This is a genomic window from Sphingobacteriaceae bacterium (genome assembly GCA_002319075.1).
Taxonomy (GTDB): domain Bacteria; phylum Bacteroidota; class Bacteroidia; order B-17B0; family Aurantibacillaceae; genus Aurantibacillus.
On record NVQB01000001.1, the window covers coordinates 5258431 to 5278750 of the forward strand.

General features: G+C 39.1%; 16 protein-coding genes and 1 pseudogene. 11 read left to right on the top strand and 6 right to left on the bottom strand.

Features of this window, described 5'->3' with window-relative positions; genetic code table 11:
* Nucleotide 1 precedes the first annotated feature (1 nt).
* Complete coding sequence (gldC, locus tag CNR22_22770) at nucleotides 2–325, top strand: gliding motility protein GldC (GenBank protein PBQ34482.1); 324 nt, start codon at nucleotides 2–4, stop codon at nucleotides 323–325.
* Nucleotides 326–338: 13 nt separating this feature from the next.
* Here the strand turns inward: gldC and CNR22_22775 are convergent, their stop codons facing one another.
* Both CNR22_22775 and CNR22_22780 read right to left on the bottom strand, forming a co-directional pair.
* Entirely contained in the window at nucleotides 339–881 is a 543-nt protein-coding gene (locus CNR22_22775; GenBank protein ID PBQ34483.1) for a 16S rRNA (guanine(966)-N(2))-methyltransferase RsmD, read from the bottom strand.
* Nucleotides 869–1726 carry a hypothetical protein gene (locus tag CNR22_22780; GenBank protein ID PBQ34484.1) on the bottom strand — a complete coding sequence of 286 codons (858 nt, stop codon included), beginning with the start codon at nucleotides 1724–1726 and terminating at the stop codon, nucleotides 869–871. Before CNR22_22780 ends, CNR22_22775 begins: the two co-directional genes overlap by 13 nt.
* 136 nt (nucleotides 1727–1862) lie before the next feature.
* On the opposite strand from CNR22_22780, the gene CNR22_22785 reads away from it, so the two are divergent.
* Both CNR22_22785 and CNR22_22790 read left to right on the top strand, forming a co-directional pair.
* Nucleotides 1863–3287 carry an ATP-dependent endonuclease gene (locus CNR22_22785; protein PBQ34485.1) on the top strand — a complete coding sequence of 475 codons (1425 nt, stop codon included), beginning with the start codon at nucleotides 1863–1865 and terminating at the stop codon, nucleotides 3285–3287.
* A gap of 102 nt (nucleotides 3288–3389) precedes the next feature.
* Nucleotides 3390–4355, top strand: coding sequence for a hypothetical protein (locus CNR22_22790; protein ID PBQ34486.1), 966 nt, complete (start codon nucleotides 3390–3392; stop codon nucleotides 4353–4355).
* A gap of 263 nt (nucleotides 4356–4618) precedes the next feature.
* On the opposite strand, the gene CNR22_22795 is transcribed toward CNR22_22790, so the two are convergent.
* Both CNR22_22795 and CNR22_22800 read right to left on the bottom strand, forming a co-directional pair.
* Nucleotides 4619–5248 (bottom strand): 50S ribosomal protein L25, encoded by a 630-nt coding sequence (locus tag CNR22_22795; protein PBQ34487.1) that lies wholly within the window; start codon nucleotides 5246–5248, stop codon nucleotides 4619–4621.
* A 76-nt stretch (nucleotides 5249–5324) separates the two neighbouring features.
* Nucleotides 5325–6257 (bottom strand): ribose-phosphate pyrophosphokinase, encoded by a 933-nt coding sequence (locus tag CNR22_22800; GenBank protein PBQ34488.1) that lies wholly within the window; start codon nucleotides 6255–6257, stop codon nucleotides 5325–5327.
* Between the two features lie 241 nt (nucleotides 6258–6498).
* Between CNR22_22800 and CNR22_22805 the strand changes: the two genes are divergently transcribed.
* Nucleotides 6499–7059, top strand: coding sequence for a fasciclin (locus CNR22_22805; protein PBQ34981.1), 561 nt, complete (start codon nucleotides 6499–6501; stop codon nucleotides 7057–7059).
* Nucleotides 7060–7131: 72 nt separating this feature from the next.
* Here CNR22_22805 and CNR22_22810 read toward each other — a convergent pair whose 3' ends face one another.
* Entirely contained in the window at nucleotides 7132–7989 is an 858-nt protein-coding gene (locus CNR22_22810) for a hypothetical protein (protein PBQ34489.1), read from the bottom strand.
* A gap of 360 nt (nucleotides 7990–8349) precedes the next feature.
* Here CNR22_22810 and CNR22_22815 point away from each other — a divergent pair.
* From CNR22_22815 to CNR22_22830, 4 genes and pseudogenes are all read left to right on the top strand, one after another.
* A pseudogene (locus CNR22_22815) lies at nucleotides 8350–9027 on the top strand (Error-prone repair protein ImuA).
* A 74-nt stretch (nucleotides 9028–9101) separates the two neighbouring features.
* Nucleotides 9102–10598, top strand: a complete 1497-nt coding sequence (locus CNR22_22820; GenBank protein PBQ34490.1) for a nucleotidyltransferase — start codon at nucleotides 9102–9104, stop codon at nucleotides 10596–10598.
* The gene (locus CNR22_22825; protein ID PBQ34491.1) at nucleotides 10598–10978 is read left to right on the top strand and encodes a hypothetical protein; all 381 of its coding nucleotides are present in this window, start codon (nucleotides 10598–10600) and stop codon (nucleotides 10976–10978) included. Before CNR22_22820 ends, CNR22_22825 begins: the two co-directional genes overlap by 1 nt.
* Nucleotides 10979–11265: 287 nt before the next feature.
* On the top strand, nucleotides 11266–14535 hold the full coding sequence (locus CNR22_22830) for an error-prone DNA polymerase (protein ID PBQ34492.1): 3270 nt from the start codon (nucleotides 11266–11268) through the stop codon (nucleotides 14533–14535).
* Nucleotides 14536–14718: 183 nt separating this feature from the next.
* On the opposite strand, the gene CNR22_22835 is transcribed toward CNR22_22830, so the two are convergent.
* Nucleotides 14719–15312 carry a hypothetical protein gene (locus CNR22_22835; GenBank protein ID PBQ34493.1) on the bottom strand — a complete coding sequence of 198 codons (594 nt, stop codon included), beginning with the start codon at nucleotides 15310–15312 and terminating at the stop codon, nucleotides 14719–14721.
* Between the two features lie 286 nt (nucleotides 15313–15598).
* Here CNR22_22835 and CNR22_22840 point away from each other — a divergent pair, with 286 nt between their 5' ends.
* From CNR22_22840 to CNR22_22850, 3 genes are all read left to right on the top strand, one after another.
* Entirely contained in the window at nucleotides 15599–17419 is a 1821-nt protein-coding gene (locus tag CNR22_22840; protein ID PBQ34494.1) for a hypothetical protein, read from the top strand.
* Nucleotides 17420–17477: 58 nt separating this feature from the next.
* Complete coding sequence (locus tag CNR22_22845; GenBank protein PBQ34495.1) at nucleotides 17478–18260, top strand: hypothetical protein; 783 nt, start codon at nucleotides 17478–17480, stop codon at nucleotides 18258–18260.
* A 772-nt stretch (nucleotides 18261–19032) separates the two neighbouring features.
* Nucleotides 19033–20310, top strand: coding sequence for a sodium:proton antiporter (locus CNR22_22850; protein PBQ34496.1), 1278 nt, complete (start codon nucleotides 19033–19035; stop codon nucleotides 20308–20310).
* The last annotated feature ends 10 nt before the right edge of the window (nucleotides 20311–20320 follow it).

The window sequence follows — 20320 nt, forward strand, 5'->3', positions numbered from 1 at the left end:
AATGAAGACTACTGAAATTAACTTTACGGTTACTGTTGATGAAAATAATTTACCACACTCAATTAAATGGAGTGCTCCCGACACGGGAGAAGCAAGCGAGTGTAATAGCTTAATGATTGCTTTGTGGGATAAAAAAGAAAATAACACCCTGAGAATAGATCTTTGGACTAAGGACATGATGGTAGATGAAATGAAAAAATTCTTTCATCAAAATGTTATGACACTTACAGACACTTATGTGCGTGCTACGGGCGATGACGCTACGGCAAAAAAAGTAAAACAATTTTTTGGTGAGATTGGTAAAGACATCGGGGTATTAAAATAAGCCCTACTCTTTTTTAAACTTCCTTTGAATTTTCGAAGAAACTGAAGTTTACATTGCCATAATTTCTAAGCTTTGTAAAACCCTGCAGACCTTCCAGTTTGGTTCTTTGACCGTGCTCGATGATCAGCATACCATTTTCTTTTAACAAACCACGTTCAAAAACGAGTTTGTGAATGTTTGGAATTTCAGGAAGATCGTAAGGCGGATCGGCAAAAATCAAATCAAATTTCGAGGTAGAATTCTTTAGAAAATCAAACACGTCATTTTTAAGGGCGTTGATATTAAAATTCAGTTCTTTACTTGTTGCCCTTAAAAAACCGGCACATTTAAAATGTTTATCTACTGCTACAATCTCTTTAGCTCCGCGGGAAGCAAATTCTAAAGAAATATGTCCAGTACCGCTAAACAAATCAAGCACCGTTAGCTCTTCGAAATCAACCTTATTTGTCAGAATATTGAAGAGTCCCTCTTTTGCGAAATCGGTAGTAGGTCGCACCGGTAGATCTTTGGCTACTTTAATAACTTTGCCTTTGTGGGTGCCTCCTATAATTCGCATAAATGTTGATTTAGTAAAGTAAAATAATAATGTTGAGGCATTGAAGCTAGTTCTCCGTTTAATTTCACAGAAGCGTCACTTACACAAAACTCGACCTGCCTGATGTATTTTTTCAAGCTTTGTATAACAGAGTCGTTGGCATTTCTTTCTGCGGCAACCGACAGTCTTACGTGAAGCGGATTTAAATTAAACTGCTCCATCATAAATAAAACATAATAGAGTATATCTTCATTATTCTCGAAGGCAAACACGTTATAAAATAAGACTTCTGTTTTGTCTTTGGCGGCGAGCTCTATAAAGCCATCGCCAATATTCAGATATAAATTGGCATTTTTTAAAGAATGCTGGCTAAAAAACAAGGACATGCTTACAGCGCCCTGGTGTCTTAACGAAGCATTCGGAAAAGTCTTTTCAAAATAATTCAGCAGATCGGATTCAACAGTAAAACAAAAATTAATGTTTTTAACCGAGTGTTTTAATGAGCGCTTTACAAGTTCAACACCGGTCGCAAAATGCAAGATCGGTTTAATATCTTCCACTTGTGAAAAAGCCTCAGGAAGCATTGTAAAATCTGTATTGAGAAAACTAACATTTACTCTTTCGAATTTTTTCTGATGCAGCAAATAATTGTTGACGAGAAAAGAAATTTTATCGGTCAGATCAAACGTAGTATTTGCCAGGTGCGTAATTTCGACATGGCATAATTCTATTACATTTTTAAAATTCTGAGTAGAGATGGCATATACAAAAGAAGCGGGACCTATCAGGATGGATAGGCTTAACACTTCACCATTTGCCGGTTTTTCGCTGTAATAGTGCTTTGTTATATATGCCTCGCTGGTCATAAGAAACAAAGCTAACACATTCTTAAATTAAAAAACAATTTATTTAAGAAATCGCTGTATTAAGATGATTTGTTCTTTTATTTTTTTCGGTCACGACCTTTATACTGCTTAATTCTGACTATTTTTGAAAAGACAAATGCTTAGAAAAGACCCTGTTCAGGATTTTAAAAACCTTATTCCCACTTACCTGCCATTTTCGCCAAATGGAGATCAGTTGGAGGCTATTGATAAGATCTCTGATTTTATTTTTAACCGTGACGACCGGAGTGTTTTTATTTTAAAGGGATATGCCGGTACCGGAAAGACCAATCTCATTTCAGCATTTACAAAAGCTTTACCCGTTATAAAATGGCGCAGTGTGCTGCTTGCTCCCACCGGGCGGGCGGCAAAAGTATTGAGTGCCTATTCGCAAAGGCAGGCACAAACTATACATAAAAAAATATTCAGGAAACAGATGGATGCTAATGGCAGTGTTTTGTTTTCTTTGGCTGATAACCTTCACCGCAACACGCTTTTTATAGTGGATGAAGCTTCGATGATAAGTGCCGATTCGGGAGGAGAAAGTCTTTTTAATAGTTTACTTGAAAATCTTTTCGAATACATTTACAGTGGAGATAATTGTAAACTGATTCTTATTGGAGATACAGCGCAGTTGCCACCCGTAGGGAGTAATGAAAGTCCGGCTCTGAATCGCGAGTATCTTAAAAATGCTTTTTACCTGAACATTCATTTTTTTGAGTTGAAAGAAGTGGCCCGTCAAAGGTTGGAAAGCGGCATCTTATTGAATGCTACCAATTTGCGTACAACTATAGACGCAGAACAATTCGAAGTGCCGAAACTACAGTGTACCTCTGATGTGGTACGACTTTCGGGAGAAGACCTGGAGGATACACTTAATTCGTGCCTTTCGAATTACGGGGAAGAGAATGTGGTTATTATTACAAGGAGTAACAAAAGGGCCAATTTATTTAATCAGAGTTTCAGGAATCGTATAAAATTGTATGAGGAAGATCTGGTGGCTGGCGATAAAATCATGATCGTTAAAAACAATTATTTTTGGTTACCCGAAAATAATGGGGAGGCTGGTTTTATTGCTAACGGAGATATGGCGGAGATCACAAGAATTATAAATCGCGAAGAACTATACGGTTTTCACTTTTGTGAATGTGTTATAAAATTTGTGGACTATCCTAATTTGGCTGAGCAACAGGTTAAACTTCTGACCGACAGTTTATACACCGATAATCCAGCCTTACTACCTGAAGATCAACGCAGATTGTATGAAGCTGTTTTAGAAGATGTGAGTGATGAGCCAATAAAAGGAGTTAGAATGTCTTACTTAAAAAAGAGTCCTTATTATAATGCTCTTCAGGTAAAATTCAGTTATGCAATAACCTGCCATAAATCACAAGGCGGACAATGGCCTGTTGTATTTATAGATCAAGGATTTTTAAAAGATGAGAATGTTGACCATGGATTTACAAGATGGCTTTACACAGCCATAACAAGGGCTACAGAGAGAATCTACCTCATAAATTTCAATGAACATTTTTTTTCATAAAGCATTAATTATTAACTCTTTAATGTTTATTAATAAATCAATTTATTTTTTAGTCTGCCTCTAAAACCTTATTTTTGCTGGATGCGGACCGTATTTTAATAGATGGAAAGACTTTTTATTTTATTCTTATTTTCATTATTCTGTTATGCTTCTGAGGCTCAAAGCTTTATGCGTCCTAACGAGTGGAAGAAATATAAACGGGAACTTTTTATTTCTGCCGGCACTTCTAATTTCTTAGGAGACCTTGGCGGGCAGAAAGGAAATGGTAAAGATTATAGTCCGGCCGATTTAAATTTCAGTCAAAGCCGCACAGCCTTTTCTGTAGGCGCGAGGTATAAATTAAAACGTTCGGTGAATGTGGTTGGTAAATTCAGTTATCTGAATGTAAAAGGTGATGACGCTAAAACCGACAATCCAGTTAGAAATAACCGGAACTTAAATTTTAAATCGAATATTTTTGAATTATCCGGCCGACTTGAGTTTGGTTATCAAAGTACAAAAAGAGGGAGCAGTCGTTACGGGGTTCGCAGAAATTACGGGCGTATGAAAAACATTACCCATAATCTTTATGGTTTTGCCGGTCTGGGTGCATTTTATTTTAATCCAAAAGGAAGAACCGCTGATGGAGAATGGGTAGAATTAAGACCTCTGGGTACGGAAGGTCAGGGGCTTCCAGGGGGACCGAAACAATACTCTAATTTCAGCATGAATATTTTGGCTGGAGCATATTATAAACTAACGCTGAATAAAGTCTGGTCGTTCGGGATTGAATTTTGTTACCGTAAAACCTTTACTGATTATATTGACGATGTTGGCGGGCGTTATTACGACCGCGCAGCATTAGAAGCCAAGAACAGTTTAACGGCAGAGATGGCCGATCCGAGTAAGGGAAGACTTCTTCCTCCTGGTGAAGACAATCCTTTTTATACAGCTACGGAACCCAATGCTGACGGATCGGGTGCTCAGCGTGGCGATACTCAGAAAGACACATACATGAGTCTTGAGTTAACTGTGGGCTACACCTTTAAGAAAGCCCGTAAATCTGCTCGTTTAAGAAGTAAATTCTAATTTATTCGGAAGACTCTTTAGTAGGTTCTCCATTTTTTTGATGCGGTTTTGCGCTGGCTATTTCCGGTAACTTTAAATCCTAAAATGTCCGAAAAAAACACCAGTCTGCAATGCATGTGTTTGCAGGATGATGACGAATATGAAATCCAGGCAGGCTTTGTTTCTAAAGAATTCTACAGATGAATACAGTTTAACATGAGACTTGATGGCATAAAAAAACCTCAGACAGATGTGTCTGAGGTTTTTTATTAAGTTTATTTAAATTATTTCTTAGCCGGAGCAGCTTTTGCAGCTGCAGCAGGAGCTGCAGATTTAGCTGGAGCAGCTTTAGCAGGCTCTTCCACTACCACGTTACGAGTTGTATCAACACTAACGATAGAAATATTTTTTGGATGCAATAAAGTGATGCCATCAATATTGATGTCACCGGCAGAGATAGATTTTCCGATAGCCAGTTTTTCGATGCTTAAGTCGATATACTCTGGTAATTTAGAGATAAGACCTCTTACTTTTAACTTACGCAATTTCAAAGTTAATTTACCACCCGCTTTCACACCTTCAGATGTTCCGCTTGTTTTAACTGGTAAATGAACTGTTACAGGTTTGTCTTCGTTAACCTGTAAAAAGTCAGCATGAATTAATTTGTCGTTAATTCTGTGGTATTGTGCTTCCTGAAGAATTGTTTTGTAAGTTTTTCCACCTACTTCAACATTTACGAGATTTGTTTCAGGAGTAAAGATAATATCTTTAAAATGACGGATATCGGCGCTAAAGTGAATTTGCTCACCTGCTCCATAAATTACACATGGAACTAAACCTTTAAGTCTTAATGCTGCCGCATCTACTTTCCCTACGTTCGCTCTTGGCGAACCGCTCAATGATACTGTTTTCATTTTGTTTTTTTTTTGTTTGTTTTTAAATTGTAAAATGGAATTACGCCGAAGGCTTCATTGCATTTTTGTTTGTTTGTTATAAAATAAAATTGCTACTTATTGATTCGTAATTATGGACGCTGTTAATCACTTTTGCGAATAATGGCGCTACACTTAATACTTTAATTTTAGAACTTTCATGTGATAAAGGAATAGTGTCGGTTACGATCAACTCCTGCAGACTTGATTTCTCGATGTTCTCGTAAGCTTTACCAGATAAAACCGGGTGTGTGCAAATGGCTCTAACACTTAATGCACCGCGATCCAACATCATTTCAGCTGCTTTACAAAGTGTTCCACCTGTATCAACCAGGTCGTCTACTAAAATAATATTTCTGCCTTCAATTTCACCAATGGCGGTCATGCTTTCTACCACATTGGCTTTTGCGCGTTGCTTGTAACAAATTACCATTTCCGCTTTTAAATGTTTGGCGTATCCGTTGGCACGTTTACTTCCACCCATATCTGGAGCTGCGATGGTAAGGTTATCGAGTTTTAATGATTCTATGTAAGGTAAAAAGATAGTGGAGGCATAAAGGTGATCTACAGGCACGTTAAAGAAACCCTGGATCTGATCAGCATGAAGGTCCATAGTCATAACTCTGGTTGCTCCGGCTACAGCCAGCATATCGGCCACTAATTTAGCGCCAATAGCCACACGTGGTTTATCTTTACGATCCTGGCGTGCGTATCCAAAATAGGGAAGCACGGCTACAATATGCCTGGCACTTGCGCGCTTTGCTGCATCTATGAGCAAAAGCATTTCCATTAAATTGTCTGCCGGGGGCATTGTACTTTGAATTACAAAAACACTTTGGCCACGGATACTTTCTTCGTATGAAGCCTGTAATTCTCCGTCACTAAAGCGATAATGCTCAACTTTGCCTAAAGGCTGACCATAAGCATTAGCTATTTTTGCAGCTAAGGCTTCGGTGGCAATTCCTGAAAATAATTTTACCTGTGATTCCATTTTTTTAAGGATGGCAAATATAGGGATTTTTTGTGGTTTTACGGCTAAAGAGGCTAAAAAAAGACTTTCTTTTTAAAAAATCCATAAACTCAAACCTTTATTACAGAGATAACATTCTATTAACCTAAACCGGTGAGTGTTATATTTTGGCTTTTAATAACAAATGGGTCAATCTAAATTCTATTTATGACCGTAAATGCATACAAATAACCAAAACTTAAAACCAAATATTATGAAAATCATCAAAACACTTGCATTAGTAGCTTTCGCTTCTTTATTATCTGTAAACAGCTTAAGCGCACAAAGTATGTCAGGAGAAAAAACAGTAGAAGTTGGTGGTGCAGCCATGTACCCTTCTAAAAACATTATTGAAAACGCTGTTAACTCTAAAGATCACACCACTTTAGTAGCTGCCGTTAAAGCTGCAGGTTTAGTTGAAACTTTACAAGGTGCAGGTCCTTTTACTGTGTTTGCTCCAACTAACGCAGCTTTCGATAAATTACCAAAAGGTACAGTAGAAACTTTGGTTAAGCCTGAAAACAAAACTATGCTTACAAACATTTTAACTTACCATGTAGTTTCAGGTAAATTAGATTCGAAAGCTTTATCAGAAATGATTAAAAAAGGAAACGGGAAAGCAGAACTTAAAACCGTTAACGGTGATATGCTTACTGTATCTATGAAAGGAAACAAAGTTGTTTTAACGGATGCAAAGGGCGGAATGTCTACTGTAACTATTAAAGACGTTTACCAAAGTAATGGTGTTATTCATGTAATAGACACAGTTGTAATGCCGAAATAAGTAGTGGCATGACATACTAAATAAAAACCCCTGGTAATTTCCAGGGGTTTTTTATTTATAAGGTTTTGGTTTTTACCAGGAATTTCTGTCTCTCACATTTGGACGTTGGTGATTAGTATCTGTTTCGCCGTATTGATCTGTTTGACTTTTTCTGTTGCCTGTTTTTCCTGAATATTTTTCGTGATCGCCGTAAGACGATGATTGTCCATAAGAAGGATAACTTTCGTAATACCCATAATTTCCTTTGCTACGGTCGGCATCTTCCCTACCCCAGCTATAACGGTCATCTTCGCGCGAACGGTTATTTTCTCTGTCATAATCGTTATCGTGACGGTAAGTGTAACCACGTTCATCGCGACGGGAATAATTTTCTGAAGGATCGTAATTGCGTTCGCCGTAAGACGTTGTATAATCGCTGGCATTGCGGCCATTGTAGCCTTCGTTGTCCGAGTCACGGTTCTCGTTATAACTTCCATTATTCGTATTTCGGTTATTACGGGAAGAATATTCTGATTGTGAACGGTAAGAATTATCGTAATTGTTACGGGAAGTTTCGGGTTCACGATCCTGTGGCCATTGGCGTGAGTTATTCATAGTGTAACGGTCGTTGTAGGATTGTGAACCGGAATCGTAGCGCCCCGAGCGGTCGTAATTATTTTCTGAGCCGTAACCACCGCTACTTCTGAATGTGTAAGAATCATTATCGCGGCGGGTATCGCTGTTGTATGAATTCCTATTGGAATTATCGCCGCCAAAATTACTGGATCCATATCCATAACGGCGGTTATCTTCCGGGAAACCATCATTATAATTATTTTGGTTTGTGGAACGGTTGTAATCGTTATAATTTGATTCACGATTACTTGTGTTTTGCCTGTGATCGGAGTTATCGTTATTACGATTACCACGGTAAGTGTTTTGTGATTTCATGATTTAAGTTTTAAAACGTTAGATAAAAGACCATGAAAAGCCAATGCCAGCCTAGAAAGTTGTCACAGCGCGATAATTGGAGAAAAAATTACGCATCCGAAATCTTTCGTCAACAAGTTAATAAGATATTCCTAAGACTTCTGACTACCTGGTTGGCACATTTTTGAGGGAATTGCTGCTGAAAGTTTTCGGGTAAAATTTCAAGCTGCTTAAGACAATCTTCGATTACAGGCACACTCTTGAATTATACTATTTCCTCCTTTAACCGTCTGAAAACCAGTTTTAACAACATATTACTATAAAATATAGCAAATAATAACTATAAATTATAACTAACTTCACAAAACTAAATTCCAGGAAATGAAACGCGCGGTTGATCAGTCGGTAATAGAATCTTTGCAAAAACAGATTTTGAATTTGCAAGGCCATAGGCAACAAAGCGACGAGCCCTTACAAAAAAGTGGGTTGGGACTTCTTGAATCGGCTTTCCCAAATAAAGTATTTCCGAGAGCAGCTATACATGAACTTATTAGTTATAATTCGGAAGATGCTGCTTGTACCAGTGGTTTTCTGGCCATCATTTTAAGTCAGTTGATGCAAACAGGAGGTTCGTGTTTATGGATAAGCACAGTACCGCGTCGCAGCATCTTCCCTCCAGCTTTAAAATCTTTTGGTGTTGACCCTGAAAGGATTTTATTTGTTGACGCTAAAAGACCTAAAGACACCTTGTGGGCACTAGAAGAAGCGCTAAAATGCAATGCCTTACCTGTTGTGGTTGGCGAACTCAATGAACTGAGCTTTAATGACTCTCGTCGCTTACAATTGGCTGTAGAACGCAGTCAGGTGACAGGCTTTATTCATCGCTTCAGGCCTAAATCGGTAAATGCAGTTGCTTGTGTATCGCGTTGGAAAATTACCGCCCTTGCCAGCTGGTTACCCGACAGTCCAGGCATTGGCTTTCCCCGATGGAATATAGAATTATTAAAAGTAAAAAACGGTACACCTCACCAATGGCAGGTGCAATGGAGCGATAAAGGACTTGAATATTTACAACCTTCAGGCGACAAACAAACTTTCTTCGCTACCAATAATGACAACAGGAATACGGGTTAATGGCACAGCGCATTGTAATTATATGGTTTCCGCATTTGATGACAGATTGGTTGCTGCGACGCAAGCCTCAACTAAAGACAGAAACTTTTGCGCTTGCATTGCTTGAACGTAACCGGCGAGTGATTAAGGCTGTGAATAAAAACGCCCAGGAAAGAGGTATTTATACAGAAATGGTAGTAGCAGATTGTAAAGCCCTGGTACCTGAATTACAGGTATACGATTATGATCCTGATCAACCTTTAAAACTTCTATCGGCTCTTGCTGAATGGTGCATACGTTTTACTCCTGTTGTATCGCTAGAGTTACCAGATAGTTTGATACTTGATGCAGATGGGTGTACACATTTATGGGGTGGCGAAACCGAGTATATAAATGATATATACAAACGTTTTTCTGACTTTGGTTATACAACACGTATAAGCATTGCTGATACTATTGGCAGCGCATGGGCCGTTTGCCGTTTTGAACAAACTGCACTGGCAGTTAAACCCAATGATCAGGTAAAGGCTATAGAAGACTTGCCACCCGCAGCTCTGCGACTTGAAACCGCTACGCTAGATAAACTGGCAAAACTTGGTTTTCTTACAATTAAAAGTTTTATGAATATGCCTCGTGCCGCTTTGCGCAGAAGGTTCGGGCAAAATTTACTGAAGCGATTGGATCAGGCTCTTGGCGCAGAAATGGAGTTGATAAACCCTATTCAACCTATAAGTCCTTACCAGGAACGTTTACCAAGTTTAGAGCCTATTTGTACCGCAGCAGGAATTGAAATTGCTTTAAAAAATTTACTGGAAACTTTGTGCCTTCGTTTGAACCGTGAAAGCAAAGGACTTAGAATAGCTGAGCTAAAATGCTACCGTATAGATGGAACTATTCAATCAATAGGAATAGGCACCAATAGGCCTTCGCGCAATGTCATGCATCTCTTTAAATTGTTTGAGATCCGGATTTCTGAAATACAGCCTGATCTGGGTATTGAATTATTTGTACTTGAAGCGGGCATAGTAGAAGAGTTGTTAAGTTCACAGGATGCTCTCTGGTCGGTAAGCAATTCCAATGAATCGTCTATAGCTGAGCTTCTGGACAGGCTGGAAGGAAAAACCGGCGCGGGGTCTATACATCGCTATTTACCGGCAGAACATTACTGGCCCGAATATTCAATAAAACAAGCCTGTTCTTTAGTTGAAGAACCAACAACTGCCTGGAGAACAGATTTGCCGAGACCTCTGCACCTTCTTTCAGTACCTGAACAAATAGAAGTCAGTGTTCCTATACCCGATTATCCGCCTTTACTTTTTATTTATAAAGGATTGCGTCATACTGTAAAAAAAGCGGATGGTCCGGAAAGGATAGAACAGGAATGGTGGACACAAACAGGAGCGTACAGAGATTATTATTGTGTGGAAGATGAGAAGGGCGCCAGGTATTGGGTGTTTCGTTCGGGCGATTATAGAAGTGAGAGTGTTAAATGGTTTTTACACGGTTTTTTTTCGTGATGGCCCCCCTAGGGTATGCTGGAACTGTTCTCGACTACGCTCGAACTGACATGCGGATGTTTCGAACTGTTCTCGACTACGCTCGAACTGACATTCTCGGGTATGCTGGAACTGTTCTCGACTACGCTCGAACTGACATGTCGGGTATGCTGGAACTGTTCTCGACTACGCTCGAACTGACATGTGGATGTTTCGAACTGTTCTCGACTACGCTCGAACTGACATGCTCGGGTATGCTGGAACTGTTCTCGACTACGCTCGAACTGACATTCTCGGCTATGCTCGAACTGACATTCTCGGGTATGCTGGAACTGTTCTCGACTACGCTCGAACTGACATGTCGGGTATGCTGGAACTGTTCTCGACTACGCTCGAACTGACATTCTCGGATATGCTGGAACTGTTCTCGACTACGCTCGAACTGACATGTCGGGTATGCTCGAACTGACATGTGGATGTTTCGAACTGTTCTCGACTACGCTCGAACTGACATTCTCGGGTATGCTGGAACTGACATGCTCGGGTATGCTGGAACTGTTCTCGACTACGCTCGAACTGACATTTTCGACTACGCTCGAACTGACATTTTCGACTATGCTCGAACTTACATGCTCGGCTATGCTGGAACTGACATCGCATTACTCAGGGAGACGTCAGAAAAATAAATATGAAATACACGGAACTACAAATAACAAGCAATTTTAGTTTTTTACGAGGCGGTTCGCATCCTGAAGAACTTGTGAATCATGCTTTAGAACTGGGTTATACGGAAATTGCTATTACTGATCATAATACACTAGCGGGCGTGGTAAGAGCTTATAGCGCCAGCAAAGAAAAACCGATTCGCATTATTCCGGCATGCAGATTAAATTTATTGGATGGACCTTCTCTTTTGGCTTATCCTACAAACAAGGAAGCTTATGCCCGTCTTTCGGGTTTATTAACCGAAGGAAACAGACGTGCAGAAAAAGGTGAATGTTACTTACGTAAAGCCGATGTTTACCGTTATGCGGAGGGTATAAAATTTATCGTGATTCCTCCGTCTTCCTTGACAGCTTCTTTTGCTATTGAGCCGGAATTTATTTCTGCATTAAAGGACTATAAAAAAGAACTTGGCGCTGATCTTTATTTAGGAGCCATACGATCTTACCAGGCTAATGATGCAAAAAAGATCTTTTGTCTTGCCGAATTAGCCAAGCTCTACTCTACTCCTCTGGTAGCAATGAATGATGTGCATTACCATATGCATGAGCGGCGGGAGCTCCAGGACATTCTTACCTGCGTTCGCGAAAAATGTACTATTTACGATGCCGGTTATCGTCTACATCAAAATGCAGAGCGTTATTTAAAATCACAAGAAGAAATGCTGCGCTTATTTGCGCACTATCCTGAAGCTATTGAGAATACGCAGAAGATTGCAAAGGCCTGCACGTTTTGCCTGAGTGAATTAAAATATACTTATCCTAAAGGACTTACCAATGAAGGACGCACACACCAGGAAGAACTCGCCTATCATACATGGATAGGTGCTCATAAAATGTTTGGTGAAACTCTTCCTGAAAAGATCAAACAGAATATTGAATTTGAACTTGCTTTTATTCAAAGAAAAGATCTTGCTTATTATTTTCTGACCGTGTTTGATTATGTGTGTGAAGCCCGGCGTCGTGATATATTGTGCCAGGGCCGAGGTTCAGCGGCCAACTCAACTGTCTGTTATTGCCTTGGCATTACTTCTGTAAATCCTACCAAGCACAGATTATTGTTTAGCAGGTTTATGAGTGATGCGCGTAACGAGCCTCCCGATATAGATGTAGATTTTGAGCACAACCGACGGGAAGAAATCATACAATATATTTACGAAAAATATGGCCGGGATCACGCCGCCATTGTAGCCACTGTTACGCAAGTGCATTACAAAGGTGCTATACGTGATGTTGGCAAGGCTATGGGACTTTCGCTTGATGCAATCAACACACTCTCCTCATCCGGCTGGGAATTAACGGAAGAATGGCTGGAAGGGAAACAAACAACTTCATCGGGATTCAGTGCAAAAGATCCACACCTGCTTAAAGTATTAGATCTCACAAATCAATACAAAGGATTTCCACGCCAGTTAGGACAACATACAGGCGGTTTTGTGTTAACTGAAAACAAAATATCTGATCTGTGTCCAGTACTAAATGCCCGTATGGAAAACAGAACAAACATAGAATGGAACAAAGATGACATAGAAGATCTTGGCATTTTAAAAGTAGATGTTCTGGCCCTTGGTATGCTCTCCTGCATACGCATCTGCTTTGATCTGATTAAACTGCATTACAATCTTGATTACACACTGGCAAGTGTACCGCAGGATGATCCATTGGTGTATGATATGATTTGCAAAGCCGATACTATTGGTGTGTTTCAAATTGAAAGTCGTGCGCAGATGAGTATGTCGCCGCGTTTAAAAGCCAGGGAATTTTACGATCTTGTTATTCAGATTGCTATTGTGCGTCCCGGCCCTATTCAGGGCGGGGCCGTAAATCCTTACATACGCAGGCGTAATGGGGAGGAACTTGTTGAATATCCTAACGATGAATTGAAAGAAGTTTTAAAAAGAACACTTGGTGTAGTTTTATTCCAGGAGCAAGCTATGGAAGTAGCCATTGTTGCCGCGGGGTTTACACCCACGGAAGCAGATCAGCTACGCCGCAGCATGGCCTCTTTTAAAGCAGATGGTAAAGTTGGATTGTTTGAAACGAAACTTCTGAAAGGCATGATGGCAAAAGGATATACGGAAGAGTATTCGCGGGGAATTTTTAAACAACTCAAAGGCTTTAGCGGTTATGGATTTCCAGAGAGTCATTCTGCCAGCTTTGCGCTACTCGCTTATGTTTCTGCCTGGTTAAAATTCCATTACCCCGATGTGTTTGCTGCCGGATTACTGAATAGTCAGCCTATGGGATTTTATCAACCCGCACAGATTATCTCTGATGCCGGCAAGCATGGGGTTATAATTAAGCCGGTAGATATCAATTACTCTTATTGGGATAATATACTCGAAGCTAAAGAAGGAAAGTATTGTTCATTACGTTTAGGATTCAGGCAGGTAAAAGGTTTGCGAGAGGAAGATATGCAATTACTAATAGCATTCAGAGCAACGCGCGTAAAAACAAAAGCAAAAAAAGCCAAGACTCCTGCAGCAACCATTGCCTTATTATTGGAAGCGGGCGTTGCTTTATCGGCATTAGAAAAACTAGCTGATGCTGATGCCTTTAGATCCATTGGTTTAGACAGGCGAAAAGCGCTTTGGGAAGTAGCAGCGCTTAGCGATCATGTTACAGGTTTGTTCGCCGGTATAGCAGCAGACAACAGTTTTGAAAAAGACATCTCTTTACCAGAAATGACACTGGCGCAACACGTTATAGAAGACTACCGAACACTTGGCCTCTCTTTAAAAGAACATCCGATCAGCTTTGTGCGTGATAAATTAAATCTCCTGAACATAACGCCTAATAAAGATCTTATTAATTGTAGTGATGGAGCTTACGTGAATGTGGCGGGATTGATATTAGTTAGGCAGCGTCCAGGTACTGCAAGCGGCATTTGTTTTATTACCATTGAAGATGAAACAGGCAATGCAAACCTGGTTGTATTTGAAAAACTATTTAGCAGGTATAGAAAAGAGATTGTGCACAGCCGCCTGCTTATGGTAGAGGGTAAAGTGCAAAAAGAAGGTGATGTGATTCATGTAATAGCCAGCAAATGCTACGACATTACTGGTTTATTAGGCTCTTTAAACAATCCTGAAGCGAGAGCATCAGAAGATCTTACAGATGAATGGAGCGTAAGCCGTCATCCCGGCGCTGAAAAAGCAGATAAAGCACTTGTAAAACCGAATGATGGTGCCTCATTTAAATACACTGTTTTTCATGGTGGACGGAATTTCCATTAAACGACTTATCGCATGGCTTTTTTTTAAGAGGGTACTTATTGGCTTTTTTTTTTAACCCAATAAACTCTAAGATTTTACATACTTCCAGGATGTGTTGGATCAAGCTAAAAAGCTTTGGGGAAGAAAATAAAGTTTGTTTGTAGTGCAGGTGCTAAGCCTATAAATAGTTTTCTATAGACGCCTTTAACCGAAAGCGGTGTTACGCTGTATTTGTTTCCGGATCTGGCTTAAAGACAGGTGTGGCGGCAGAGCTTTGTGAAGAGGATAAAAAGGTGATGGCTTTTTGGTTCGTCTTCTTTTAATAGCAGCTGAAGGGATAGCAGGTGTCTTGCATGTCTTCACTTTCTCATGAGATTTTTTAATCAGCCCTTTTATGAGCAGAAGATCATACAGGCAAAGGTTTTCGCTTATTTTGAATTCCTTTAAAAGTGCCTGGGCTTCGCTTGTCTGCATCCCTTTCATTGGATCGCGCTTTCCACGAAGGGAGTCCTTATCGTTATCTGCGAGCAGGCGCATCAACTTCATAAGGCGGTGGTAAAGGCTTTTGTCTTTATGAGCAGTGTGTACTATTACCAGGCGGCGCAGAGCAGCAGCAGCGCGGGCACAAGCTGTGAATTCCTCGCTGTTCTCTCTTGATCGGACAAATGCCGGTGAGGTTTTGAATTGTTTCCGCTTTGGCCCGCCTTTGGACCTTACCAGCCAGCCAAAGACGCTTTTGTAGAAAGAAATACCATTTACAGTACCTGAGAGTTTTATATCACCGACCTGAAATGCCATATACAAAGATAGCTGGAAATTGGATGACAAATTTGACGAATGAGTAAGAGTGTATTGACCTCTGAGGGAAGGTGTATGAGAAGCTGAGTGAATGGATGTGTTTTATACTAAAAGACGGGATATGTACGGGGTAAGTAGGGAGTATTGCGTAAGGAACCAGGGAGTTGGTATCATTTACACACTCTTTTTGCCTGACCCAATATGTTGAGGTTTAATGATTTTACAATTATTTGTTCACCTTGTATTAATGCGCTGCTAATACATTAGTGTTGATAATCACACACCTATGTTCATCTCAATTCGAAAACAACTCATAAGCATTTTACTTTTATTTGGATTCATCACTATTTTCGTCTCTGTTGTTATTTTTTCTTATTACGAAAAAAATAAAGATTCGCTTTATGAGATCACCAAGCAGGCAGAGAAAACCCACTTTCTTCTCATTAAAGACCTCACTATAATGCATGAATTTATAGAGAATGAAACGATTAATCCAGCATTTTTTGAATACGGTAAAAGCAGACTCGTGAGCATGCATGACAGTATTTGCATTTTATTAAAAGCCAATCTTAAAGAACTTTACGCTCTGCAAAGAAAACATGAATTCAGGCTTGACAGCAGGCTGAACCGGCTACAATACAATGTTGAAAAATACACTTCGCTCAGTTCTGAGATCATTCGTAATGTGCTTATAAGAGGATTTAAAGATTATGGAATTGAAGGCGAAATGAGAAGCCACGCACATAAACTTGAACTCTATAAAAATGAAATGGGCCTGAATAATATCCTGCAACTTCGCCGCCATGAAAAAGATTTTATTATCCGGCAAGAGTTACCCTATGTTTCCATGCATGATAGCCTGGTAAAATTTATAAAAGAAGAAGTCTCACACAATAAAAAAATCTCATCCACTAAACAAAATGAGATCCTCAAAATTCTTGGGGACTACCAAGTTAAATTTCAGAGTTTAGTTTTTTACGATAAAAAACTTGGATTAAAAACCAGTTCAGGTTTAAAACACGACATAGATTATATCTCACACGCCATCGAATCGTCGTTAGCCCAAACCGTTATGTTTTCTGAAGCCAATGAAAAAGAAGCTATTCATATTATCAGGCGTATTTATTTAGTTATAAGCCTGCTCTTTGCTTTGAGTGCTATACTTTCGGCATTATTTATCTCAAAAAGGGTTTCACGTTCAATAACCGATCTTACAGAAAAGATTGATGAATTTGTAAAAAGCGACTTTAGCATTCGCACGGTTTTGCCAATTACAAAATCGGTAAATGAGGTAGATGTTTTAATTACTAATTTCAGTATTATGGAGCAGCATATTGTTGATCAAATGAAATCTCTCCGTCAATCCAATAAAGATCTTGAAATGCTTTTTCATATCACGTCGACCGACATAAAGCCACCGTTACTTAAGGTTAAAGAACTTACCAGCCAGGCTTTTGTTCGCTCTACCGATCCTCAAGTAAGGGAATCATTTTACCAGATAGGTTTGTCGTGGGACAAACTGTTAAACATAACCGATGAACTGGGAATTGTAACTAATATACGCACTGCCGAAATTAAAACAGAAATCATAGATTTGAATGCGCTGATCAATTCAACTTTTTCTGAATTCAGATCTCGTTCAGAAAATATAATTTTCTCAGTTGATATCCGCATGGCAAATGATTTTTTTTCCTCGAAGGTACTTGTAAAAGCAATTTTCAGAAATCTTATTGATAATAGTATTAAATATTCCTCTCCGCGATCTGAGCTCAGTTTTATTAAAATTTTGATAAGTGATCAGAACGAAGAAATGTTAAGAATCGAAGTAGAGGATAATGGAATTGGTATTCAAAAAGATCATCTTGATGCTATTTTTAATATGTTTTTCAGAGGCACAACAAAGGGAGCAGGAACAGGCTTAGGTCTTTATGTAGTAAAATGTTCTATTGAAAAACTACATGGAGCTATTTCTGTAGAAAGCGATGAAAACAAAGGAACTATTTTTACATTGCTTCTGCCAAATAATTACAGGCGTAAAAACATTAAAGAGAAAATCATACACAACAGAAAGATCCTGGAGATCTCAGCAGTAAACCAAACTACATAATTACCAGACTTAACTCTCACTAAATGACCACTGGCATTAAATTTTAATACTTTTGAGTATGGATGTAAAAAAGTCAGTTAAAGAGTATTTTGACATAAGCGCAGCTAAAGTGCATAGCGTTCTGATACTGCCGTCAAAAAAATTATCACCAGACGACATTCACCGTCTAAGGGTTCATATCAAAAAAATCAGAGCATTGGTTTCATTGCGTACCAGCAAAACGGGAAACAAATCTTCTAAAAGCTTAAGGTTAATAAAAGGCCTGTTTGCCATGGCTGGGGCACTTCGGGAAGTGCAATTAAGAGCGCAGGCTATTCAGAAAAAAAACATAGATAATAAACTCTCTAACTATCTATATTACCTCAATTTGCGCATCCACTACGAGAAGAAAAACTTTAAAAAAGAATTGCAAGTGATAAAGGATGCCAAACCTCATTTAGCTTTACTTAAACAACAAATTAAGCAAGTTGGGAAGAAACAAATCAAAGCTTTTGAAAAAGAGGGTGATGACAGGAAACAAGAAATTCTAAAAAAGGCAAAGGTTTCTTCGGAAGAACTTCACGAATTACGAAAACAATTGAAAAAGGAACTATATATCCACGAGGCATCAGGAGATATACTATCTGTTAATGCCGGCGATAAAAAAATCTCGCAAATGCTGGGCGAATGGCATGACTGTCATGTTATGGCCGCTGATATTAAGAAAGATCTTAAAGCTGTTAAACTACCGGCAAGTGAAGTTAAACTGCTTAAAAAAATATCAAATGACTACATAACCCAAGCGAAAAGTCTTCAGTCGCTGCTAATAAACAAACTACTTACCCCTACTCCATCTGTATAAATAAGTTATTACCCAATGCTTCTATTCTTAAGCGTTCTTTGTGCGGTTCAGAGTCTTTTTGACCGAAGACTTTTTAGCCGGTCCTGCTTTTTTAGCTGTTTTTAATTTGGCTGGTTTATTACTTTCAATCTTCAAATGCGCCATAATTCTTTTTGTATTTGAAAGAATCTGTTTAAGTAATTCTTTTTCTTTTGACATACTAGTTGTTTTTAGATGCGTTGGTAAAATATCATTTATTTTTATTGCAGATCGCTATTAAGTTATTACTGTCCATACTATAAAAAGTACCACAATGGATGCAAGGGCAAATAGCAATTGTATCACTTCTTTCTTCGTATCAATGTCTTCGTCGTAGTTCATAATTACAAAATGCAGGTTCATTTATAAAGTTAGTTATAACAGAAATTTATAGTGCTGGATTAACATTAACTGGGAAAATTAATAACGTAAACTTTACGCACTGCGGGCACGAAAAATCTTCTAAAAACAAAATCATTTTGAGCGCTTTAAAACCCCAACTCGTTTATGAAAAGCGCGATCATCAGCTAAACAGCATTTTCAAAACGGGCATTTTTCAGTCTGGCTCTAACATACCAGTTTATGACCTTTAGGCTTATTGTTTAAAGTGGTGGCTAATATAAGTACGCAGCAAAATAAGCTCCAAAAACCGCAACTACGTCTAAATAAGCGCTGACATACACAATTTATTATCAGGTATATTAATTGTTTTGTAATTTAACCTTTTGCCGTTTTTGCATTTACTTTATAAATAATGACACCACTTTTGCTCCTAGTTTTTATCATTGGTTACCTGTTTATAGCCCTTGAACAAAAACTTAATATCAATAAGGCGGCAAGTGCCCTTGTAACAGGGGTACTTTGCTGGACTGTTTACATTCTTTACACACCAGATAAACACGCGGTAAATGAAGTTCTAACACTTCATCTTGGCGACCTTTCAGGAATTCTGTTTTTCTTATTGGGAGCTATGGCAATTGTTGAATTGATTGATGCTCACGATGGCTTCGATATTATCACCAACCGTATTACTCAAAAACATAAAGTAAAACTCTTGTGGATCATTTGCCTGCTTGCCTTTTTTCTATCTTCTATACTCGACAATCTTACCACCACGATTGTTGTAGTTTCTCTTCTCCGCAAATTAATTAAAAACGACGAAGACCGCATGTTATTTGCAGGTATGGTTGTTATTGCAGCGAATGCAGGAGGAGCCTGGTCACCGATTGGCGATGTAACTACCACTATGCTTTGGATCGGAGGCCAGATCACGACCCAAAATATTATTGCAAAATTATTTTTACCCAGTTTAATCTGCCTTGTAACCCCCTTACTATTCCTTTCTTTTAAATTAAAGGGAAATGTAGAACGTCCAGCTTTAGCGGAGAAAAATGACACAGAGAAATTAACCGCAAAGCAGCAATCCATTGTATTTTTTACCGGGGTTATCATTCTTATTTTAGTTCCGGTGTTTAAAACACTTACGCATTTGCCGCCCTATATGGGCATTCTTCTGGGCCTTGGCGTACTTTGGATCATTACAGAAATTCTTCATGGAGGCAAGGATGATGAAGACAAACATATTCTTTCTGTAGTTTATGCGTTACGAAAAATAGATACACCCAGCGTGCTTTTCTTTTTTGGCATACTGGTGAGCATAGCGGCACTTCAAGCAGCAGGCATTCTCACCGGTTTTGCCAACTGGATGACCACAACCCTTGGAAATGAGAATTTAATCGGTTTAAGCCTGGGTATGATTTCCGCCATTATAGATAATGTTCCTTTAGTTGCTGCAGTGCAAGGCATGTATTCGCTGGGCGATTATCCCACAGATCATTATTTCTGGGAGCTTCTGGCCTATTGCACCGGAACCGGCGGTAGTGCGTTAATTATAGGCTCAGCAGCAGGTGTAGCAGCAATGGGTATTGAGAAGATAAGTTTTTTCTGGTACCTCAAAAAAATAAGTTTGCTTGCCTTGCTGGGTTATCTTGCCGGGGCTGGGGCGTATATGCTGCTAGCGCAATTAGCCTGATGCTGAAAGT

What these genes read in the sequence shown, in the direction of transcription:
- gldC (PBQ34482.1), top strand. Translation starts at nt 2, where the DNA reads ATGAAGACTACTGAAATTAACTTTACGGTTACTGTTGATGAAAATAAT.
- CNR22_22775 (PBQ34483.1), bottom strand. Translation starts at nt 881, where the DNA reads ATGCGAATTATAGGAGGCACCCACAAAGGCAAAGTTATTAAAGTAGCC.
- CNR22_22780 (PBQ34484.1), bottom strand. Translation starts at nt 1,726, where the DNA reads ATGACCAGCGAGGCATATATAACAAAGCACTATTACAGCGAAAAACCG.
- CNR22_22785 (PBQ34485.1), top strand. Translation starts at nt 1,863, where the DNA reads ATGCTTAGAAAAGACCCTGTTCAGGATTTTAAAAACCTTATTCCCACT.
- CNR22_22790 (PBQ34486.1), top strand. Translation starts at nt 3,390, where the DNA reads ATGGAAAGACTTTTTATTTTATTCTTATTTTCATTATTCTGTTATGCT.
- CNR22_22795 (PBQ34487.1), bottom strand. Translation starts at nt 5,248, where the DNA reads ATGAAAACAGTATCATTGAGCGGTTCGCCAAGAGCGAACGTAGGGAAA.
- CNR22_22800 (PBQ34488.1), bottom strand. Translation starts at nt 6,257, where the DNA reads ATGGAATCACAGGTAAAATTATTTTCAGGAATTGCCACCGAAGCCTTA.
- CNR22_22810 (PBQ34489.1), bottom strand. Translation starts at nt 7,989, where the DNA reads ATGAAATCACAAAACACTTACCGTGGTAATCGTAATAACGATAACTCC.
- CNR22_22820 (PBQ34490.1), top strand. Translation starts at nt 9,102, where the DNA reads ATGGCACAGCGCATTGTAATTATATGGTTTCCGCATTTGATGACAGAT.
- CNR22_22825 (PBQ34491.1), top strand. Translation starts at nt 10,598, where the DNA reads ATGGCCCCCCTAGGGTATGCTGGAACTGTTCTCGACTACGCTCGAACT.
- CNR22_22830 (PBQ34492.1), top strand. Translation starts at nt 11,266, where the DNA reads ATGAAATACACGGAACTACAAATAACAAGCAATTTTAGTTTTTTACGA.
- CNR22_22835 (PBQ34493.1), bottom strand. Translation starts at nt 15,312, where the DNA reads ATGGCATTTCAGGTCGGTGATATAAAACTCTCAGGTACTGTAAATGGT.
- CNR22_22840 (PBQ34494.1), top strand. Translation starts at nt 15,599, where the DNA reads ATGTTCATCTCAATTCGAAAACAACTCATAAGCATTTTACTTTTATTT.
- CNR22_22845 (PBQ34495.1), top strand. Translation starts at nt 17,478, where the DNA reads ATGGATGTAAAAAAGTCAGTTAAAGAGTATTTTGACATAAGCGCAGCT.
- CNR22_22850 (PBQ34496.1), top strand. Translation starts at nt 19,033, where the DNA reads ATGACACCACTTTTGCTCCTAGTTTTTATCATTGGTTACCTGTTTATA.